The sequence below is a fragment of the Novilysobacter longmucuonensis genome (assembly GCF_046600735.1).
Lineage (GTDB): Bacteria > Pseudomonadota > Gammaproteobacteria > Xanthomonadales > Xanthomonadaceae > Novilysobacter_A > Novilysobacter_A longmucuonensis.
Genome location: NZ_JBJMAW010000003.1, coordinates 249,535 through 264,449, shown reverse-complemented (window position 1 = coordinate 264,449; position 14,915 = coordinate 249,535). Strand labels below are relative to the sequence as shown.

The window sequence follows — 14,915 nt, the reverse complement described above, 5'->3', positions numbered from 1 at the left end:
GATTTGCTGTTGCTGGTGCCGTTGCTTGAAGAGCAGAAGCAAATCCTCCCCAACCCTCCTTTTCCCAAGGAGGGAGCTGAGCGCTGCAGCTGGAGCGACGAGGGCGGCCGGACGCCGCCGGTTGCGATCCGGTTCCCACCTGTGGTGTCAAACCAGCGCGGCTGAAGCCGCTCCTACAGGCGGCGGTAGTCGGTGAAGGCGAATGCATGCGCGTGGCGGGCGTCGGCCGCGTGCGGCTCGCGCGCGGTGACCTGCCACTGCCCCGGGTCGAACACGGGAAAGAACGCATCGGCGTCCCCAACCACGGTATCGACGTGGGTCAGGTGCATCCGCTGCGCCTGCGGCAGGCACAGCGCATAGACCTCGCCGCCGCCGATCACGCACAGCTCGTGCGGAGCCCCGGCGGCGCTGCCGCCATCGGTCGCGGCGATGCGCGCGGCATCCAGTGACGCGACCGCCTGCATGCCCTCGAACGGCACCCGGCCCGACCGGGTCAGCACCAGGTTGCGGCGCCCCGGCAACGCCCGGCCCAGGGATTCAGCGGTCCTGCGCCCCATCAGCACCGGCTTGCCCAGCGTCAGCGCCTTGAAGCGCTTGAGATCGTCGGGCAGTCGCCACGGCAGTTCGTTGCCGCGACCGATCGCGCGGTGGCGGTCCAGCGCGGCGATCAGAACCAGCTCCGGCAAGACCGGCTCCACCGGTCAGACCGCCACCGGTGCCCGGATCGCCGGGTGTGGCTCGTAGCCTTCGATCACGATGTCCTCAAAGCCGAAGTTGAAGATGTCGCGGACCTGCGGATTGAGTTTCAGCGTCGGCAGGGACCGCGGCTCGCGCGCGAGTTGTTCGCGGGCCTGCTCATGATGGTTCGAATACAGGTGCGCATCGCCAAGGGTGTGCACGAAATCGCCGACCTCCAGGTCGCATACCTGCGCCACCATCTGCGTCAGCAGCGCGTAGCTGGCGATGTTGAACGGCACGCCAAGGAAGATGTCACCGCTGCGCTGGTAGAGCTGACAGCTGAGCCTGCCGTCGGCCACGTAGAACTGGAACAGCGTGTGGCATGGCATCAGCGCCATCTGCGGCAGGTCGGCGACGTTCCAGGCGCTGACGATCAACCGCCGGGAATCGGGGTTGCGCTTGATCTCCTCGATCACCCAGCGGATCTGGTCGATCTCGATTCCGTCCGCGCCCGCCCAGCGCCGCCACTGCTTGCCGTACACCGGCCCGAGTTCGCCGTGCTCGTCGGCCCACTCGTCCCAGATGCCGACCTTGTGCTCCTTCAGGTAGCCGATGTTGGTGGCTCCCTGCAGGAACCACAACAGCTCGTGCACGATCGAGCGCAGGTGCAGCTTCTTGGTGGTGACCAGCGGGAAGCCCTGGCGCAGGTCGAACCGCATCTGCCAGCCGAACACGCTGCGCGTGCCGGTGCCGGTGCGGTCGGCCTTGTCGGTGCCGTGGTCCAGTACGTGGCGCAGCAGATCGAGATAGGGACGCATCGGTCAACCCTTGGACGCGGTGATCGGAGCGGGCATCAGCGTCGGCGCACGCCGCGACAGGCCGAGCCAGAACAGGCCGAGCGCGATCAGCGGCAGGCTCAGCACCTGGCCCATGGTCAGCCAGCCGAACGCAAGGTAGCCCAGTTGCGGATCGGGCATGCGCACGAATTCGACCAGGAAGCGGAAGCTGCCGTACAGCAGCGCGAACAGGCCCGACACCGCGTAACGCGGCCGCGGCTTGCGCGAGTACCACCAGAGGATGACGAACATCGCCAGCCCTTCCAGCGCGGCCTGGTAAAGCTGCGAGGGATGCCGCGCGAACCGCTCCAGCGCACCGCTGGCGAACTGCGCCTGCAACTGCGTCTGGCTCCAGCCGGCAAACTCCGGCGCACGCGGGAAGATCACCCCCCAGCCGCCGTCGGTGAACTTGCCCCACAGCTCGCCGCCGATGTAATTGCCGAGCCGGCCGAAGCCCAGCCCCGGCGGCACCAGTGGCGCGACGAAATCCATCACGTCGAAGAAATGCAGCCGGTACTTGCGCGCCCACCACAGCGCCGCGGCCATGACCCCGAGCAGCCCGCCGTGGAAGCTCATGCCGCCTTCCCAGATGCGCAGCAGCATCAAGGGATCGCGCAGGAACTCGCCGAAGGAGTAGAACAGCACGTAACCGAAACGGCCGCCGAGCACCACGCCGAGCATCGAATAGAACAGCAGGTCGCCGTAGGCCTGCTCGTTGACCCCGGGCAGGCGGCCGGCGCGCACGCGGCGGCGGCCGAGCCACCACGCCAGGCCGAAGCCGAGCAGGTACATGATGCCGTACCAGTGGACCTGCAACGGGCCGAGGTCGAGGGCGATCGGGTCGATCTGGTGCAGGACGGTCATGCTTTGATGCGCTTCCGGGCGGCGGCGAAGCGGCTATTGTGCCCGAGCGGCCGACGCACGTCCGGGCGCCTCAGGCATCGCCGCGCCTGGCCCGCGTGACCGGCGGGCTGCGCGGCATGCCGCTTACGCCTTGTGCTGCTCCGCCGTGGCAAGGCGCTGGGCCGCACGGCGCTTGGCCATCAGGTTCAACACCTCGACCAGCGCGGAGAAGCCCATCGCCCCGTAGATGTAGCCACGCGGGATGTGCATGTCCAGCCCGTCGGCGACCAGATAGACGCCGATCAGCACGATGAAGGCCAGCGCCAGCATCTTGATGGTCGGGTTGCGGTCGATGAACTGGCCCAGTGGCCGCGCCGCCAGCAGCATCACCGCGACCGCCGAGAGGATTGCGATCACCATGATGATGGTGTCGTTGGCCATGCCGACCGCGGCGATCACCGAGTCCAGCGAGAACACGATGTCGATCACCGCGATCTGCGCGATCACCATCCAGAACGAGGTCGCGACTTTGTGCTGGATGTCGTCGTGCTCCTTCTCGCCGCCGATCAGCTCGCGTATCTCCATCGTGCCCTTCACCAGCAGGAACGCGCCGCCGAGGATCAGCACCAGGTCGCGCACCGAGATCCCCTGGCCCAGCACCTGGAACAGGTCGTGGGTGAGCCCGGCCAGCCAGGCCAGGGTCAGCAGCAGCAAGATGCGGGTGATGCAGGCGACCGCGATGCCGAACTTGCGCGCGACCTCGCGCTTGTGCACCGGCAGGCGGCTGACCGCGATCGAGATGAACACCAGGTTGTCGATACCGAGCACGATCTCGATCGCGCTGAGCGTCAGCAGGGTGATCCAGGTTTGCGGGTCGCTGAAAAGTTCGATCACTTGCAAGATTCCTTGGCGAACACGTCAAAAAAAACGTAGGGTGGGCACGTTTTCTGCGCCCACCGGCACCAAAGATGGTGGACACCAAAAAAGTGCCCGCCCCACGGTGCAATCAGAACAATTTCGGCCCGAGGATCGTCGCCCAGGTCAGCAGCACGTTGAGCATCACCAGCATCACCGCGGCCGAACCCATGTCCTTGGCGCGCCCGGCCAGCTCGTGGAACTCGGCGCCGTAGCGCTCGATCAGCGCCTCCACCGCCGAATTGACCAACTCGACGCTGAGCACCAGCAGCATCGAGCCGACCAGCAATACACGCTCGACCGCAGTGTCGCCGAGCCACCAGCCCAGCGGCGTGAGCAGCACGAACAGGTAGACCTCCAGCCGGAACGAGGACTCGTGCAGCCATGCCGCGCCCAGTCCCTGCATCGACCATCGGGCCGCCTGGAGGATGCGCCCGGGACGACGCGGCAGGTGGCCGTACTCGTCCGCCATGGCGTACTCAGGCGGCCCGCACCGGGTCCGCCGCCGGCACGAACGTCACGTCCAGCTCGCGCACCGCCTTGACGTCATCCAGCCGGCGCACCGGCATGGTGTAGGGCGCGCCTTTCATGCGCTCGGGATTCTCCGAGGACTCGCGCAGCAGCTCGGCCATCGCCGCGACGAACTCGTCGAGCGTCTCCTTGCTCTCGGTCTCGGTCGGCTCGATCAGCATGCACTCGGGCACCAGCAGCGGGAAGTAGTTGGTCGGGGCGTGGATGCCGCGGTCCAGCAGGCCCTTGGAGAAGTCCATCGCGGTCACGCCGCTGGCCTTCTTCTGCGGCTGCACGGTGAGGATGAACTCGTGGCCGGCGCGACGCTCCGGATAGGCCAGGGTGAAGCCAACATCCCTGAGCCGGGCGGCCAGATAGTTGGCGTTGAGGGTGGCGTATTCGGCCACCCGGGTCATGCCCTCGCGGCCGAGCATGCGTGCGTAGACATAGGCACGCAGCAGTACCCCGACATTGCCCGCGAACGCCGACAGCCGGCCGATTGACAGCGGGCGGTCCTTCTTGCGGATGAAGCGGTACCAGACTTTCGCGGGAGCATTGTTTCCGCTGCCCCCATCCGTACTGCGTGCACCTTCCCCCGCAGACGGGGGAAGGGAACCGGTGTCGTCCGCTTCGCGAACGACCTTTTCTATCATGGGGATCGGCAGGAAATCGCGCAGACGCTCCGACACGCCGACCGCCCCGGACCCCGGGCCACCGCCGCCGTGCGGGGTGGAGAAGGTCTTGTGCAGGTTCATGTGGATCGCGTCGAAACCCATGTCGCCGGGCCGCACCTTGCCGAGGATCGCGTTGAGGTTGGCGCCGTCGTAGTACAGCAGGCCGCCGGCCTCGTGCACGAGCCGGGCGATCTCCTGGATGCGGCGCTCGAACAGGCCGATCGTCGAGGGGTTGGTCAGCATGATGCCGGCGGTCTTCGGACCGAGCACCTTCTTCAGCGCCTCCACGTCGATGTCGCCATCGGCCTGGGTCGGGATCTCCCGGACCACGCAGCCGCACATCACCGCGGTCGCCGGATTGGTGCCGTGGGCGGCATCGGGCACGATGATCTCGTTGCGCTCGTGATCGCCGCGGTGCTTGTGGTAGGCCATGATCATCGCAACGCCGGCGAATTCGCCCTGCGCCCCGGCCATCGGCGCCAGCGATACCCCGCCCTTCATGCCGGTCACCCCGGCGAGGATTTCCTGCAGGTCGTGCATGCACGCCAGGAAACCCTGGCTCAGCGATTCCGGCGCGTACGGGTGGCGGCCGGCGAAGCCGTCCAGCAGCGCCAGCGAATGGCAGGCCCGCGGGTTGTACTTCATCGTGCAGCTACCCAACGGGTAGAAGTTGGTGTCGATCGAGAAGTTCTTGCGCGACAGGTTGGTGTAGTGCCGCACCACCTGCAGCTCGGAGACCTCCGGCAGGCCGACCGGCGTATCGCGCAGCAACGCCGCGGGAATGTCCGTCGGTGCCGTCGGCGCGTGGGCGGGATGCTGGGCGACCGCGCTGCGGCCGGGCTGGGATTGCTCGAAGATCAACATGAAGTCGGAAACGTCCCTGGTTTGGGCAAGTGCTGGGCAAATGCTGGGCAGGTGCTGGGCAGATGCGGCGCGAGCCGCGGCAGACCGCGAATTTTGCCACAAGGGGCGGCCCGCCGCCGCGCCGGCCGCGTTCATCGCGACCCCCCGCGCCTGCGGCGGTGTCCTGCGCCGGAAGGGGCAGATCCGCGCTAGGCTGCCGTTTCGACCCACCCGCACAAGGAACCCGCCCGATGGCCGTGAACCCCGTCCCCGATGGCTACCACAGCGTCACCCCGTACCTGACCGTCGACGATGCCGCCGCCGCGATCGACTTCTACCAGCGCGCGTTCGGCGCCGAGGAGCTGTTCCGGCTGCCGATGCCCGACGGCAACGGCGGCGAGAAGATCGCACACGCCGAGATCCGCATCGGCGACTGCAACCTCATGCTTTCCGACGAATGGCCGGACATGGACGCGCTGGGGCCGAGCAAGCGCGGCGGCGCGACCACCGGCTTCATGATCTACGTGCCCGATGCCGACGCGGCGGTGCAGAAGGCGATCGACGCCGGCGGCAAGCCCAGGGGCCAGGTCGAGGATCAGTTCTGGGGCGACCGCACCGGCTCGATCATCGACCCGTTCGGCCACAAATGGACCCTGGCGACGCATGTCCAGGACGTGCCGCCGGAGGAGCTGCAGCAGCGCATGAAAGCGTGGAGCGAGCAGCAGGGCGCTTGACCTTCCCGCTTCCGCGTTCCTGTAGGAGCGCCCCATGGCCGCGATGCTTTACTGCGACCGCCCACCAACGGCATTGCGCCCATGGGGCGCTCCTAGTACATCCGGGCCAACCGCCCTAGGGCTACTCCTCGTGGATCGCGGTGCCGCGGCTGCCGTCGGGCTTGATCCAGCCGCGGAACATGCTGCCACTGTTGAACGGCATGGCGATGTTGCCGTCGGCGTCCAGTGCGATCGCCCCGCCATTGCCGCCGGCTGCCGGCACGACCTTGTTCACCACTTCGTTGGCCGCAGCCTCCAGGCTGTCGCCGCGGTAGGCCACGCGCGCGCAGATGTCGTGCGCCACCGCGTTGCGGATGTAAAACTCGCCCCAGCCGGTGCCCGACACGCCGCAACGCTCGTCGGCCCAGGTGCCGGCACCGATCACCGGCACGTCGCCGACCCGGCCCCACTTCTTGTTGGTCATGCCGCCGGTGCTGGTCGCCGCGGCGATGTGGCCGTGCGCGTCCAGCGCGACCGCGCCCACGGTGCCGAAGTACTTGTCCGGCGCGTCACCGAGCGAGGCCTGCTGCTGCGCCTTTTCCAGGGCGCGGCGACGGTGGTCGGTATCGAACCATTCGTTGGGCACCCGGGCGATGTCTTCGCGCGTGTCGGCGAACGCTTCCGCGCCATCGCCGGCCAGCATCACGTGCGGGCTGTGCTCCATCACCGCACGCGCCAGCTTGACCGGATTGCGTACGGTGGTGAGCCCGGCCACCGCGCCGGCGCGGCGCGTATGGCCTTCCATCACTGAGGCATCAAGGTCGTGCCGGCCCTCGGCGTTGAACACCGCACCCTTGCCTGCATTGAAGCGCGACGACTCCTCCAGCACCAGGACCGCGGCCTCGACCGCATCCAGCGCGGCACCGCCATCGGCGAGGATCGCGTGGCCGGCATCCAGCGCGCGATTCAGGGTGGCATGCACGTCACGCACGTCGGCCTCGCTGAGTGCGTCCTTGGGCACGAAGCCGGCGCCGCCGTGGATCACCAGCGCGGTCTTCGGCCCGGCTTCGGTGGCCGGCGCGGGCGTCGCTGGGTCGTGGGCGTGGGCGGTCATGGCGGTGAGGGCGAGCAGCAGGATCAGTGGGCGCATGATGACTCTCTCTTTGGCGTAGGCCGAGGATAACGCTGTCGGCACCACGCCGTACTCCTTACAAGCAAGCTCCCCTTTTTGGCAAAGAAGGGGTCCGGGGGGTCTGCCTCTGCCTCTGATTCCGCTATGCGTGCGCATGCGCCTGTGCCTTGGTCGTTGATTTGCTGTTCAACGCAAATCAATCCACCTCGCATCTCCACAGACCCCGAAGGGGCGGCGCACATGGATGTGCGCCGTTTTTCGACCGAGGCAGGATGCCGAGTCGGAAAATCCCCGCGTCGCCCGCACGGCGAGGTGTTTGAAGTGTCGGGGAAGGGCCTTTCTTTGGTTACTTTCTTTGTAAGCCCAACCAAAGAAACTGACTCGCCTTCAGGCGAAAGCATTTGATCCTTGCCTGTCTACCGCCTGCGGATCTTTCCAGGAGTCCCGGCGCGATCAGAAACAAGATCAAGATCAAGATCAAGATCAAGATCAAGATCAAGATCAAGATCAAGATCAAGAGCTTCCGCCTGTTTGCCTGATAACAGCAACGACAACAGCAACGGCAACGGCAGGGTCGAGGTCGAGGTCAAGATCAAAGTGGACTCCACTTCGCCGGAATGACGGACACGTGCGGCTGCCCCCCCGGCGCAGCAACGGCAAGGCGATCAGCCGTCGAAGCGGATGGTGGCGACGGTGCCCTCGCCGGCGACGCTCTCCAGGGTGACCGGCCAGCCGAAGCGGTCGCCCAGCCGGCGTACGATCGACAGGCCCATGCCCTTGGCGTCCTCGCGGGTGATGTCGACGCGGTAGAACGGATTGAACACCTTCGCCAGTGCCTCTGGCGTCATGCCGATGCCGCTGTCGCGCACCTCGATGCGCCGGGCTTCGATCCTCACCTCGATCCGGCCGCGGTCGGTGAAGCGCGCGGCGTTGGTGAGCAGGTTGCCGAGCATCACGTTGAGGACGTGCGGCGGCGCGTTTAGTTGCGGACCGCCTTCATCGACCAGGGTCAGCTCGACCGGCTTGCCGACCAGCAGCGGACGCACGCGCTCGATCTCCTCGTCGACCACCGACCGGACCTCGAACTCCTCATTTTGCGTCGACATGTCGGCCTCGCGCGCGAGGATCAGGAAGGCGTCGATCACCGCCTCCATGTCGCGGCCGGCGCGTTGTATGCGGCTCAGCGAACGCTGCGCGCGCGCGGTGAGTTCGGAGTCGGCCAGCATCAGGTCGGTGGCGACGCGGATTACCGTCAGCGGTGTGCGCAGCTCGTGGCTGGCATCGCGGGTGAAGTCACGCTCGCGCTGGACGAAGTCGGCGACGCGGTCGGCCAGGCCGCTGAGCGATCGCGCCAGCCGCTGGACTTCGAAACCCGAATCGCCGGGCAGGTTGGCCGGGGCAATGGTGCTGACGTCCGGATCCCGCGGATCCCACTGGCGCACGACATTGGCCAGCCAGCTGACCGGCGCGACCAGCCGCTGCGACAGCCGGTATGTCCGCCAGGTGGTCAGGTAGGTTGCCAGCAGCGACAGCAACAGCGAGACCAGGCCCGTGTAGAGGATCGCGCGGTCGACCAGGGCCGAGGTGAATGTCACATAGAAGCGGCCATCGCTGCGTTCGTCCTCATCGATGTAGACCATCCTGGCCTGCTCGGAGAACGCGTGCAGGCCCGGATCGAGCGTACGCAACTGCGGCGGCAGGTCGGCGCTCGGCGCACCCGGCAGGTCGAGGTAGCCGGTGACGCTGGAGGTGAGCGGCAGCGGATGGCTCGGGTCGAGCCGGTGGCCCGTCCAGAAGTCGTCCGCTTCGCGCTGCATGCGATCGGTGAGCACGGCATCGCGCACGAGCACGCCGGCCAGCAGGATGCCGCCCGAAATCAGGACACTGCCGATCAAAGCCTGCGTGATGAACGCAAGCCTGACCTTCCGTGCGAGCCCCTGTGCCATGCCGTCCCCCGGCGATCCGCTGCCGGGTCAGTCCGGTGGCTGCGAAATGTCGGCGACGCGGTAGCCCGCGCTCTGCACGGTGTGCAGCAGCTGTTTATCGAAAGGCTTGTCGATGGTCTTGCGCAGGTTGTAGAGATGGCTGCGTAGCGTGTCCGAATCGGGCAGGCCATTGCCCCAGATCTCGCGCTCGATCTCCTGGCGGCTGACCACCCGCGGCGACTCACGCATCAGGATGGTCAGCAGGCGCAGGCCGATCGGCGAGAGTTGCAGTTCGCTGCCGCTGCGGGTGACGCGCAGGCTGGCCGGGTCGAGCACCAGGTCGGCGACCTTGAGCACCTCACCACCGACCTGGCGCCGCTCGCGGCGGATCAGCGCGCGCAGCCGGGCTTCGAGCTCCTGGATCGCGAACGGCTTGATCAGGTAGTCGTCGGCGCCGGCGGACAAGCCGGTGAGTTTTTCATCGAGCGTGTCCCGCGCGGTCAGCATGAGTACCGGCGTGGACTTGCGTGCCTCCTCGCGCAGGCGCTTGCAGACCTCGGTGCCGTCCAGGCGCGGCAGCATCAGGTCCAGCACGATCACGTCGTAGCTGTTCTCCGCGGCCAGGCGGTAACCGTCCAGCCCATCGGCCGCGTAGTCCACTTCGAAGCCGCGCCCTTCCAGGTACTCGCCGACCATCTCGGAAATGTTGCGGTTGTCCTCGACGATGAGGACCAGACCCCCGTCCCGCGTGCTCTGCATACAGAGTTCTCCATACCTTCAGTTTTGTGAAGGGTGCCGAAGTCGGGGTTTACGCGTTGTGAAGATATGCCCGGGCGCGCAAACCGCGGAAGCGATCGTCGGAGGTCATGCGATTGCCGGAGCGGTGCGAAGTGCGAGGTGCGGCCGGCAGCGTTGGTATCGCGATCGCGGCTGAAGCCGCTCCTACAGGGGCTGTTGCGGCGCGTCGTGGTCCTGGCGCTCGCGGGCCTTGGCCCCTTGCCAGTAGCGCTCCTGGGCGTCCAGCGGCAGCTCGGCCAGTGACACGCCGTCGCCTGCGGCCTGGGCTTCCATGGCGCGGAAGCGGCGCTCGAACTTGCCGTTGGCCAGGCGCAGCGCAGTGCCGACGTCGACCTCCGCGTGGCGCGCGATATTGGCGCAGACGAACAACAGATCGCCGATCTCGTCCTGCAGGCGCGCATGCGCCGCGCCATCGCCGGGGTCGGCCGCGACGGCATCGAACTCGGCGCGCACCTCGTCGATCTCCTCGTGCAGCTTGGCGATCACCGGCGCCACCGAGGGCCAGTCGAACCCCACCCGCGCGGCGCGCTTCTGCAACTTCACCGCGCGTTGCCACTCCGGCAGGCCGCGGGCGATGCCGGCCAGCGCCGAGGGGTCGGTTTCGCCGGCGGCTTCACGCTCGTCGCGCTTGTGCTGCTCCCAGGCGCGGGTCTGCGCCTCGCCATTCTCGACCGCGACGCCAGCGAACACATGCGGGTGGCGCCGCACCATCTTGTCGCTGATCGCGGTGACCACGTCGCCAAATGCGAATACGCCCTGCTCTTCGGCCAGGCGGGCGTGGAACACCACCTGCAGCAGCAGGTCGCCCAACTCGTCCTTCAACGCGGGCAGGTCGCCGCGGTCGATCGCGTCGGCGACCTCGTAGGCCTCCTCGATCGTGTACGGCGCGATCGTCGCGAAGTCCTGCTGCAGGTCCCATGGACAGCCGTGCTGTGGGTCGCGCAGCCTGGCCATGATCTCGATCAGGCGCTGGATGTCGCTCGAAGGTCGGTCGCTCATGTGGGGTTCCGATAAAAGCATTTGGCGCGGATCAGAGCAAAAAAGGCGGATCAGGCAAAAATCGGGTTGGGTTGCGGAGTCCTGATGCCGGTGCGTGAACAGGCCTTTCTTGCTCATCGGTGAAAACCGGAAATCCATCCCGGACGTGCCGAGCATTGCACTGATCAGCTATTCCGCCGGCGCTTCACTTGTTCGCCTTACTCATGATTTCCCTTTTGTATGCCCTTTTCGCCTTTTTCGCTCTGATCCGCGTCAAAGGCTTTGCCCCGCCCAATCGCGCCACGGCAGCGACGGATCACCCAGCGCGATGAAGTCGCCATTGAGGATCGTGTCGCGCTGGTTGTAGCGCAGCGGGCGGCCTTTGCGGTCGAGCACGCAGCCGCCCGCGGCCTCCAGCACGCACTGGCCGGCGGCGGTGTCCCATTCGCTGGTCGGCCCGAAGCGCGGGTAGACGTCCAGGCCCCCGCCGGCGAGCAGGCAGAACTTGAGCGAGGAACCGAGCCCGACCTCCTCGACCTCGCCCATGCGCGCGATGAAGGCTTCGGTGCGGGCGTCGCGGTGCGAGCGGCTGGCGGCGATGCGCAGCGGCGCGGTGGCCGGCTTGCGCACGTGCAACCGGGTTTCGCCGCGGTCGTCGCAGCGCAGCGCGTCCAGGCCGCGCCCGCCATGCCAGAGCACCCCGGTCACCGGCGCCTGGACCACGCCGAAGACCGGCTCGCCGCCCTCGATCAGGGCGATGTTGACGGTGAACTCGCCGTTACGCTTGACGAATTCGCGGGTGCCGTCGAGCGGATCGACCACCCACAGCCGCCGCCACTGGCGCCGCTGCGCGGCGGGCACCTCGTGCGCGGCCTCTTCCGACAGCACCGGGATGTCGGGGGTCAGCCGCGCCAATCCGTCGACGATGCAGTGGTGCGCCGCCAGATCGGCTGCGGTCACCGGCGAGGCGTCGGCCTTGCGCACCACATCGAAGTCCTCGCCGTAGACGCGCAGGATCTCGGCGGCGGCCGCGCGCGCGATGCCGATGACGCCGTCGCGCAGTGCCGCGGTGATGGTCGTGCGGGTCGTCATTGATGGTTTCTCAGCCATTCGCGGGTGATGAACAACGCCGCGATGCTGCGGCCTTCGGAGAAGTCCTCGCGCAGGATCAGCTCGTGCAACGCGTCGAGCTTCCACGGCACCCGTTCGAGCTCCTCGGGCTCGTCGCCGGGCAGGCGCTCGGGGTAGAGATCGCGCGCAATCACCAGCTGCGCCTGGTGGCTCATGTAGGTCGGCGCCAGGCTCAGCGCGCGCAGCTCGATGAGCGAACGCGCGCCATAACCGGCCTCTTCCTTGAGCTCGCGATCGGCCGCCTGCAGCGCGGTTTCGCCCGCATCGATGCGGCCTTTGACCAGGCCCAGCTCGTAGCGATGCATCCCGGCGGCGTACTCGCGCACCAGCAGCACGGTGTCGTCATCGAGCAGCGGCACCACGATCACCGCGCCGTGGCCGCGCCCGTGCAGGCGCTGGAACTGGCGGCGCTCGCCGTTGCTGAACTCCAGGTCGAGACGCTCCAGCCGATATGGCCCGGCCTCGTGTTCGGTCACCCCGTGGATGACCGGCAGGCGCCGGCTCACTGGAGCACCTCGCCCCGCCGCGCGGCGAGGCGCCGCGGGCGGGATGCGCTCGCGGCCACAGAGGCGATAATGACGGGATGCAGAAGACGACTCACGATGCGGCGATGCTAGCAGAGGCCGGCGACTCCGCCGCCGGCGAGGAACGTGCCGAACACTGGCGCAAGCGCGACCTGGCGGTGCTGTGGCACCCATGCACGCAAATGCGCGAGCACCCCGAAACCCTGCCGCTGCTGCCGATCGCGCGCGGCGAGGGACCGTGGCTGATCGGTCACGACGGCCGCCGCTATCTGGATGCGATTTCGAGCTGGTGGACCAACCTGTTCGGCCATGCCGAACCGCGCATCGCCGAGGCGATCGCCACCCAGGCCCGCACCCTGGAGCACGTGATGCTGGCCGGCTGCTCGCACGCACCGGCGGTGGAGCTGGCCGAGAAGCTGCTGGCGCTCGCGCCGCGCGAGACCGGGCGCGCGCCCTTGGCGAAGGTGTTCTACGCCGACAACGGTTCGGCCGGGGTCGAGGTGGCGCTGAAGATGGCGTTTCACTGGTTCCACAATCGCGGCGAGACCGGTCGACGCAAGTTCATCGCGCTGGAGGGCGGCTACCACGGCGAGACCCTGGGTGCGCTCGCGGTCGGCGACATCCCGCTGTATCGCCGGGTCTATGCGCCGCTGCTGGCCGAGGCGATGTTCGCCCCGTCGCCCGACGCGTACCTGTGCGAACCGGGCGAGACCCCCGCGCAGCGAGCGCACCGCGCCGCCGAGGGCCTGCGCGAACTGCTCGAGCGCCACGCCGGCGAAGTCTGCGCGCTGATCCTGGAGCCGCGCGTGCAGTGCGCCGGTGGCATGCGCATGCACGACTCGGTGTACCTGCGGCTCGCGCGCGAGCTGTGCGACGCGCACGGCGTGTTCCTGATCGCCGACGAGATCGCGGTGGGCTTCGGCCGGACCGGCACGATGTTCGCCTGCGAGCAGGCCCCCGCCGGGGCCGGCGGTGCGGATGGCATCGCGCCGGATTTCCTGTGCCTGTCCAAGGGCCTGACCGGCGGCGCACTGCCGCTGGCGGCGGTGCTGACCACGCAGGGGATCTACGACGGCTTCCTGGACGATTCGCGCGAGCGCGCGTTCCTGCATTCGCACAGCTACACGGGCAATCCGCTGGCGTGCGCGGCGGCGCTGGCGACACTGGACATCTTCGAGACCGACGCGGTGATCGCCGGCAACCGCGCCACCGCGGCACGGATGGCCGAGCTCGCCGCGCCGTTCGTCGACCATCCGCAGATCGCCGATGTGCGCCAGGCAGGGATGGTGGTGGCGTTCGAGCTGAGCCGCAATGGCGAGCGACGCACACCCTTCGCGCCGGCCGCGCGGCTCGGCCTGCATGCCTACCGCGCGGCACTGGCACGTGGCGTGGTGCTGCGCCCGCTGGGCGACGTGCTGTACTGGATGCCGCCGTACTGTATCGACGACGATGCACTGCAACTGCTCGCCGACACCACCGGCATCGCCATCGAGCACGCGCTGCGGACCGGTGCATGCGACTGACCCGGGTCCACGTCGATGCGCCGCTGCATCCGGGCAGCGATCTCGCGCTGCCGGACGCGGCGTCGGCGCACCTGGGCCGGGTACTGCGGCTCGGCGTCGGCGATGCCTGCGTGCTGTTCAACGGCGATGGCCACGACTACGCCGCACGCATCGTCGCACTGGGCAAGCGCGAGTTGCGCGTGGCGATCGACTCGGCCGCTGCGCTGACCAACGAGTCGCCGCTGCGCATGACGTTGTTGCAGGGGATCGCGCGCGGCGAAAAGATGGACCTGATCCTGCAGAAGGCGACCGAACTGGGCGTAACCGAGATCCGGCCGCTGTCGTCGCAACGCAGCGAGGTCAAGCTGGACGCCGCGCGCGCCGAGAAGCGTCTGGCGCACTGGCGCAGCGTGGTGGTGTCGGCCTGCGAACAGAGCGGCCGCGCACGCGTGCCCCAGGTGCTCCCACCGCAAACGCTGGCGGCCGCGCTCACCGAGCTGCCCGGCGGCGGCTTGCGCCTGATCCTAGATCCCGCGGGTGACCTGGCATTTTCAACCCTGGCGATCGCGCCGGACGCGGCGGTGCGGCTCGCGGTCGGCCCCGAAGGCGGTTGGTCGCCGCTGGATCGCGAGCAGTTGCAGGCCGCCGGCTTCCAGGGTTTGCGCCTGGGCCCGCGGATACTGCGCACCGAAACCGCGGGACTGGCGGCCATCGCTGCCCTGCAGGCCGGTTTTGGCGATCTCGGCTAGGGCGCCGTAGCTCTCACGCCAATGGAGCGCTCCCACGTTCGCGTAGAGCGGAGCTTGCTCCGCTGCGCCTGCACGGCTATCGCGAACCCTGCGGTGCGGCCGCAGCCGAGCGAGCTCGGCTCTACGGGATCATCGAGCGCTTTTGTAGGAGCGGCCCATGGCCG

The 14,915-nt window shown here is 68.0% G+C and carries 16 protein-coding genes; 3 read left to right on the top strand and 13 right to left on the bottom strand.

Features of this window, described 5'->3' with window-relative positions:
- Positions 1-173: 173 nt before the first annotated feature.
- The 6 genes from ACJQWM_RS05215 to gcvPB all read right to left on the bottom strand — a co-directional run bounded on the left by ACJQWM_RS05215 (position 174) and on the right by gcvPB (position 5,320).
- Positions 174-677 (bottom strand): dihydrofolate reductase, encoded by a 504-nt coding sequence (locus tag ACJQWM_RS05215; RefSeq protein WP_332702585.1) that lies wholly within the window; start codon positions 675-677, stop codon positions 174-176.
- A gap of 24 nt (positions 678-701) precedes the next feature.
- Positions 702-1,496, bottom strand: coding sequence for a thymidylate synthase (locus tag ACJQWM_RS05210; protein WP_332702535.1), 795 nt, complete (start codon positions 1,494-1,496; stop codon positions 702-704).
- A 3-nt stretch (positions 1,497-1,499) separates the two neighbouring features.
- The gene (gene lgt / locus ACJQWM_RS05205) at positions 1,500-2,378 is read right to left on the bottom strand and encodes a prolipoprotein diacylglyceryl transferase (RefSeq protein WP_332702537.1); all 879 of its coding nucleotides are present in this window, start codon (positions 2,376-2,378) and stop codon (positions 1,500-1,502) included.
- A gap of 123 nt (positions 2,379-2,501) precedes the next feature.
- Positions 2,502-3,251: a TerC family protein gene (locus ACJQWM_RS05200; RefSeq protein ID WP_332702539.1), complete on the bottom strand. Its 750-nt coding sequence runs from the start codon at positions 3,249-3,251 to the stop codon at positions 2,502-2,504.
- 112 nt (positions 3,252-3,363) lie between these two features.
- Positions 3,364-3,744 carry a diacylglycerol kinase gene (locus ACJQWM_RS05195; protein WP_332702541.1) on the bottom strand — a complete coding sequence of 127 codons (381 nt, stop codon included), beginning with the start codon at positions 3,742-3,744 and terminating at the stop codon, positions 3,364-3,366.
- Between the two features lie 7 nt (positions 3,745-3,751).
- Positions 3,752-5,320: an aminomethyl-transferring glycine dehydrogenase subunit GcvPB gene (gene gcvPB, locus ACJQWM_RS05190; RefSeq protein ID WP_332702543.1), complete on the bottom strand. Its 1,569-nt coding sequence runs from the start codon at positions 5,318-5,320 to the stop codon at positions 3,752-3,754.
- A 230-nt stretch (positions 5,321-5,550) separates the two neighbouring features.
- Here gcvPB and ACJQWM_RS05185 point away from each other — a divergent pair, with 230 nt between their 5' ends.
- On the top strand, positions 5,551-6,033 hold the full coding sequence (locus ACJQWM_RS05185; protein ID WP_332702545.1) for a VOC family protein: 483 nt from the start codon (positions 5,551-5,553) through the stop codon (positions 6,031-6,033).
- Between the two features lie 121 nt (positions 6,034-6,154).
- On the opposite strand, the gene ACJQWM_RS05180 is transcribed toward ACJQWM_RS05185, so the two are convergent.
- From ACJQWM_RS05180 to nudE, 7 genes are all read right to left on the bottom strand, one after another.
- Positions 6,155-7,126, bottom strand: coding sequence for an isoaspartyl peptidase/L-asparaginase family protein (locus tag ACJQWM_RS05180; protein ID WP_411306712.1), 972 nt, complete (start codon positions 7,124-7,126; stop codon positions 6,155-6,157).
- Between the two features lie 434 nt (positions 7,127-7,560).
- Positions 7,561-7,734, bottom strand: a complete 174-nt coding sequence (locus tag ACJQWM_RS05175; protein ID WP_332702549.1) for a hypothetical protein — start codon at positions 7,732-7,734, stop codon at positions 7,561-7,563.
- Positions 7,735-7,809: 75 nt separating this feature from the next.
- Complete coding sequence (locus tag ACJQWM_RS05170) at positions 7,810-9,090, bottom strand: sensor histidine kinase (protein ID WP_332702551.1); 1,281 nt, start codon at positions 9,088-9,090, stop codon at positions 7,810-7,812.
- A gap of 27 nt (positions 9,091-9,117) precedes the next feature.
- Complete coding sequence (locus ACJQWM_RS05165; protein ID WP_332702553.1) at positions 9,118-9,828, bottom strand: response regulator transcription factor; 711 nt, start codon at positions 9,826-9,828, stop codon at positions 9,118-9,120.
- 183 nt (positions 9,829-10,011) lie between these two features.
- On the bottom strand, positions 10,012-10,866 hold the full coding sequence (gene mazG, locus ACJQWM_RS05160; RefSeq protein ID WP_332702555.1) for a nucleoside triphosphate pyrophosphohydrolase: 855 nt from the start codon (positions 10,864-10,866) through the stop codon (positions 10,012-10,014).
- Positions 10,867-11,118: 252 nt separating this feature from the next.
- Positions 11,119-11,937 (bottom strand): 3'(2'),5'-bisphosphate nucleotidase CysQ, encoded by an 819-nt coding sequence (cysQ, locus tag ACJQWM_RS05155; protein ID WP_332702557.1) that lies wholly within the window; start codon positions 11,935-11,937, stop codon positions 11,119-11,121.
- On the bottom strand, positions 11,934-12,482 hold the full coding sequence (gene nudE / locus ACJQWM_RS05150) for an ADP compounds hydrolase NudE (RefSeq protein WP_332702559.1): 549 nt from the start codon (positions 12,480-12,482) through the stop codon (positions 11,934-11,936). The genes cysQ and nudE overlap by 4 nt, the downstream gene beginning before the upstream one ends.
- A gap of 104 nt (positions 12,483-12,586) precedes the next feature.
- On the opposite strand from nudE, the gene bioA reads away from it, so the two are divergent.
- Both bioA and ACJQWM_RS05140 read left to right on the top strand, forming a co-directional pair.
- Positions 12,587-14,023 (top strand): adenosylmethionine--8-amino-7-oxononanoate transaminase, encoded by a 1,437-nt coding sequence (bioA, locus tag ACJQWM_RS05145; protein WP_411306711.1) that lies wholly within the window; start codon positions 12,587-12,589, stop codon positions 14,021-14,023.
- Complete coding sequence (locus ACJQWM_RS05140; RefSeq protein ID WP_332702563.1) at positions 14,014-14,751, top strand: 16S rRNA (uracil(1498)-N(3))-methyltransferase; 738 nt, start codon at positions 14,014-14,016, stop codon at positions 14,749-14,751. The genes bioA and ACJQWM_RS05140 overlap by 10 nt, the downstream gene beginning before the upstream one ends.
- Positions 14,752-14,915 lie beyond the last annotated feature (164 nt).

Excerpts from the sequence above, each read along its gene's own strand:
- ACJQWM_RS05210 (WP_332702535.1), bottom strand. The coding sequence starts at position 1,496 with ATGCGTCCCTATCTCGATCTGCTGCGCCACGTACTGGACCACGGCACC.
- lgt (WP_332702537.1), bottom strand. The coding sequence starts at position 2,378 with ATGACCGTCCTGCACCAGATCGACCCGATCGCCCTCGACCTCGGCCCG.
- ACJQWM_RS05195 (WP_332702541.1), bottom strand. The coding sequence starts at position 3,744 with ATGGCGGACGAGTACGGCCACCTGCCGCGTCGTCCCGGGCGCATCCTC.
- gcvPB (WP_332702543.1), bottom strand. The coding sequence starts at position 5,320 with ATGTTGATCTTCGAGCAATCCCAGCCCGGCCGCAGCGCGGTCGCCCAG.
- ACJQWM_RS05185 (WP_332702545.1), top strand. The coding sequence starts at position 5,551 with ATGGCCGTGAACCCCGTCCCCGATGGCTACCACAGCGTCACCCCGTAC.
- ACJQWM_RS05180 (WP_411306712.1), bottom strand. The coding sequence starts at position 7,126 with ATGACCGCCCACGCCCACGACCCAGCGACGCCCGCGCCGGCCACCGAA.
- ACJQWM_RS05170 (WP_332702551.1), bottom strand. The coding sequence starts at position 9,090 with ATGGCACAGGGGCTCGCACGGAAGGTCAGGCTTGCGTTCATCACGCAG.
- ACJQWM_RS05165 (WP_332702553.1), bottom strand. The coding sequence starts at position 9,828 with ATGCAGAGCACGCGGGACGGGGGTCTGGTCCTCATCGTCGAGGACAAC.
- mazG (WP_332702555.1), bottom strand. The coding sequence starts at position 10,866 with ATGAGCGACCGACCTTCGAGCGACATCCAGCGCCTGATCGAGATCATG.
- cysQ (WP_332702557.1), bottom strand. The coding sequence starts at position 11,937 with ATGACGACCCGCACGACCATCACCGCGGCACTGCGCGACGGCGTCATC.
- bioA (WP_411306711.1), top strand. The coding sequence starts at position 12,587 with ATGCTAGCAGAGGCCGGCGACTCCGCCGCCGGCGAGGAACGTGCCGAA.
- ACJQWM_RS05140 (WP_332702563.1), top strand. The coding sequence starts at position 14,014 with ATGCGACTGACCCGGGTCCACGTCGATGCGCCGCTGCATCCGGGCAGC.